Here is a 4,128-nt window from a genome sequence, read left to right on the forward strand (position 1 = left end):
GGCGGGCCGCCCGCCACGACCAGCGACCTGGCCGCGGCGGAGTACATGCGGCCGCAGTCCATGGCGCAGACGCTGGCCGCGCTGGAGAAGGGCGGGCTCATCACCCGCCACCCCGACCCCGGCGACGGCCGGCGGTTCCTGGTGGTGGCCACGGACCAGGGGCGGGACGTGCTGCGGGCCGCCATGGAGGGGCGCGAGGCGTGGCTGGCCCACGCCATCGAGACGACGCTGAGCCCCGAGGAGCTGGCGGCCCTGCCGGGGCTGATCGAGGTGCTGGACCGGCTGGCCGCGTCCCCTCCCGGAGTACCGTCGCACCGCTCAGGCTGAGGGCGGCCTGCGGTCCGCGAGGAGGCCGAAGAACAGGTCGTCGGTCCACTCGCCCTTGAGCCAGGTGAACGCGGGGCGCAGGCCCTCCCGCTGGAAGCCGACCCGTTCCAGCAGCCGGGCGGAGCGGATGTTGCGGACGTCGCACTCCGCCGACACCCGCCGCAGCCCGCGCGCGAACAGGTCGTCCAGCACGGCACGTACGGCTTCCGTGGCATAGCCGTGCCCCTGCCGGTCGGCGGCGAAGGTGAAGCCCAGGTCGGCCTGCATCAGGTTCTCGTGCAGGTTCACCCCGACGTCCCCGATCAGGCACCCGTCGGCCTTCAGCTCGATCGCGTACTGGAACCAGCCGGGCCGGGCGGGGTCGGCGGCGGCGAACTGCTTCACGAGCAGCGCGGCCTCCGCGACCGGGACCGGCGGGGTCCAGCTCTGGTAGCGGGCGACGTCCGGGTCGGACTGGTAGGCCGAGAAGGCGGGCGCGTCATCGGCCTGGAAGCGGCGCAGGCGGAGCCGGGGCGTTTCGAGGAGCACCTCCCAAGCCTCTCACGACCCCCCGGAGGGCCGCACCGGCATTCCGTGCCGCTTATCACGGGGGCGAAAAATACGGCAAAACAGTTAACAGCCGCCGCAAACAAACACCAAACACCATCTAAATGCCCACTTCGCCAAGAATGGTTGACAGTGATCAGTTCGGCTTGAGAGGGTGATCCGGATCGACGTTGCTGTCAAATTGCTTAATTGGCTGCTCCTGGTGAGGGGCGCGAGCGTTGACCGGGGTGCGGAGATGTCTGGATCGCATGGTGGCCGTCGTGAACTGATGGCCGGGCAGCTTGGCGTGTGGCACGCGCAGCAAATGGATCCGGACAATCCGATCTACAACATGGGTGAATACATAGAGATTCACGGAAACGTGAACACGGACTTCTTCGAAGCGGCCGTACGGAGAGTCGTCCAGGAAGTCGACTGTTTTCACCTGCGTTTCGAGGGAACGGCGTCCGGGGGAACGGCGGACGAACTCCCGCGGCAGTATGCCGACCCGCGGAGCGACTGGCCGTTTCCCGTGATCGACGTGAGCGGTGAGGAAGATCCCCGCTCCACGGCGGAGAGCTGGATGCGGGCGGACATGCGGCGCCCGGTGGATCTCCAGGGCGGCGAGCTTTTCGGCCAGGCCCTGTTCAAGGTGGACGACGGCCTCTACTTCTGGTACCAGCGAATACACCACATCATCGCGGACGGACTCGCGGGTCCTCGGATAGCCGCCCGGGTGGCCGCGGTCTACACCGCGCTGCTGGCCGGCGAATCCCTCACGGACCCCCCGCTTCCTTCGAGTTCCGTGCTGATGGACGCCGACGCGGACTACCGGGCGTCGGAAGCGTTCGAACGGGACCGGGAGTACTGGACGGAGCGTCTCGCCCACCGCCCGCGACCGGTCGGCCTGAGTGGCCGAGACCCTTCCACCACGCCCCGTGAACTGACACGCCATACGCTCCACGTCCCTCCCGAGGCGGCCGCGGAACTCCGAAGCTCCGCCCGCCGGCTGGGAACGAGCCTCTCGGGTCTTTCCCTGGCCGCGAGTGCCGCCTATCTCCATCGCACGACGGGACAGGAGGACATCATTCTCGGGGTCCCCGTCATGGGCAGGGTGACCGCACTGAGGGACGTCCCAGGAATGACGGCCAATATCATTCCTCTGCGCCTCACCGTGCAGCCGGGGGCCACCGTGCGAGAACTCGTGAAACAGGTATCGCGCGGAGTGCGGGATGCTTTACGGCATCAGCGGTACCGCTACGAGGACATCCTCAGGGATCTGAACCTCGTAGGAAGCGGCGGACTTTACCCCCTCCTGGTCAATATCGTTTCCTTCGACTACGGTCTGGAATTCGGCGGAGCCCCCAGCAAGGCGCATGGGCTCGGTGGCATAAATTTCAATGACCTGTCCATTTCGGTGTACGACAGGTCGTCCGACGGAAGCATGTCCGTGGTCGTGGACGCCAATCCGGATCTGTACAGCCGGCGAGCGGCGCACGGGCATGCCGCGAAATTCCTCGACGTGATGAAGTGGATGGCGCGTTCCACCCCGGAGGAACGTGTCCACGGGATCACGCTGATGAGCCGTTCCGAGGAGCGTCTGGTTCTCGAGGACTGGAACAACACCGCCCGGGAGGTGCCCGCGGCGACGCTGCCGGAGCTGTTCCGGGCCCAGGCCGCCCGTACCCCGGACGCGGTCGCGGTGGTCTTCGAGGGGATCGAGGTGACCTACGCGGACCTCGACGCGCGGGCCAACCGCCTGGCCCGGCTCCTGACCGACCGGGGCGTGGGGCCGGAATCGCTGGTGGCCGTCATGATGCACCGCTCCGTCGACCTGGTGGTCGCGCTCCTCGCGGTGGTCAAGGCAGGCGGCGCGTACGTCCCCGTCGACCCTGACTACCCGGCCGACCGCGTTACGTACGTCCTCACCGACGCCCGGCCCCTCCTGGTGCTCACCAGCACGGACCTCGCCCCCCGCCTCACCGACGGCCACCCGCCGTACGTGGCCGTCGACGACCCCCGTACCACCACCACACTCAGCAACCTCCCGGACACCGACCCCACCGACACCCAGCACCACACCCCCCTGCTGCCCGCCCACCCCGCCTACGTCATCTACACCTCTGGCTCCACGGGGCGGCCCAAGGGCGTCGCCGTCCCTCACGCGGGTGTGGTGAACTGGCTGACCTGGTTGCAGGGCACCTACCACTTGGCCGTTTCGGACCGGGTGTTGCAGAAGACCCCCTTCGGTTTCGACGTGTCGGTACGGGAGTTCTTCTGGCCGCTGCTCCAGGGGGCGACGATGGTGGTCGCCAAGCCCTCCGGCCACCGCGACCCCACGTATCTGGCGGAGTTGATCCGACGCGAAGGCGTCACGATCGCGCACTTCGTCCCGTCGCTGCTCCAGGTCTTCCTCCGCGAACCGGCCGCCGCCGCCTGTACCGGCCTGCGTGCCGTGTTCTGCAGCGGCGAAGCGCTCCCCGGCGATGTCACCGCGCAGTTCCGGAACGTGCTGGACGTTCCGCTCCACAATCTCTACGGTCCCACCGAGGCGTCGGTCGAGGTCACCGCGTGGACGTGTGACGGTGGCACCAGCGGGAGCGGCGTCCCGATCGGACGCCCCGTCTGGAACACCCGGGTGTATGTGCTGGACGCGGCGTTGCGGCCGGTTCCGGTGGGGGGCGCGGGTGAGTTGTACCTGGCCGGTGTGCAGTTGGCCCGTGGGTACCACGCCCGGCCGGGACTGACCGCGCAGCGGTTCGTCGCGAACCCCTTCACGCCGGGCGAGCGGATGTACCGCACGGGTGACCTGGCCCGGTGGAACACCGACGGGCAGCTGGAGTATCTGGGCCGTACCGACGACCAGGTGAAGATGCGCGGCTTCCGGATCGAGCCGGGCGAGATCGAGGCCGCGCTGACCGCGCACCCGGACGTGGCCCAGTCGGCGGTGGTGGTACGGGAGGACCGCCCCGGCGACCAGCGTCTGGTCGGCTACCTCGTCCCGGCGAGCGGTCCGGCGGGTGTGGACGTCGCCGCGGTGCGCGGGCATGTGCGGGGTGTGGTGCCGGAGTACATGGTGCCGTCCGCGCTGGTGGTGCTGGACGCGTTGCCGCTGACGGTGAACGGCAAGCTGGACCGTGGAGCCCTGCCCGCTCCGGACCACCGGCCGGCCGGCGGCGGCCGGGGGCCGGCCACGGTGCGGGAGGAGCTCCTGTGCACCGTGTTCGCCGAGATCCTGGGCCTGCCCCAGGTCGGCGTGGACGACAACTTCTTCGA

The 4,128-nt window shown here is 69.0% G+C and carries 4 protein-coding genes; 2 read left to right on the plus strand and 2 right to left on the minus strand.

Annotated elements, in window-relative coordinates; translation table 11 throughout:
- Positions 1–327, plus strand: a 327-nt coding sequence (locus GT042_RS26645; protein ID WP_161311269.1) for a MarR family transcriptional regulator, incomplete at its 5' end; no start/stop codon positions are given.
- Here the strand turns inward: GT042_RS26645 and GT042_RS26650 are convergent.
- Both GT042_RS26650 and GT042_RS39430 read right to left on the minus strand, forming a co-directional pair.
- Entirely contained in the window at positions 319–855 is a 537-nt protein-coding gene (locus tag GT042_RS26650; RefSeq protein ID WP_161311270.1) for a GNAT family N-acetyltransferase, read from the minus strand. The genes GT042_RS26645 and GT042_RS26650 overlap by 9 nt on opposite strands.
- Positions 856–1,009: 154 nt before the next feature.
- Complete coding sequence (locus GT042_RS39430) at positions 1,010–1,297, minus strand: hypothetical protein (RefSeq protein ID WP_237531213.1); 288 nt, start codon at positions 1,295–1,297, stop codon at positions 1,010–1,012.
- Here GT042_RS39430 and GT042_RS26655 point away from each other — a divergent pair.
- The coding region (locus GT042_RS26655) for an amino acid adenylation domain-containing protein (protein WP_237531212.1) at positions 1,178–4,128 on the plus strand (2,951 nt) is incomplete at its 3' end. The two genes, GT042_RS39430 and GT042_RS26655, sit on opposite strands and share 120 nt — an antisense overlap.

Origin of the sequence: Streptomyces sp. SID3212 (genome assembly GCF_009865405.1) — a bacterium.
Lineage (GTDB): Bacteria > Actinomycetota > Actinomycetes > Streptomycetales > Streptomycetaceae > Streptomyces.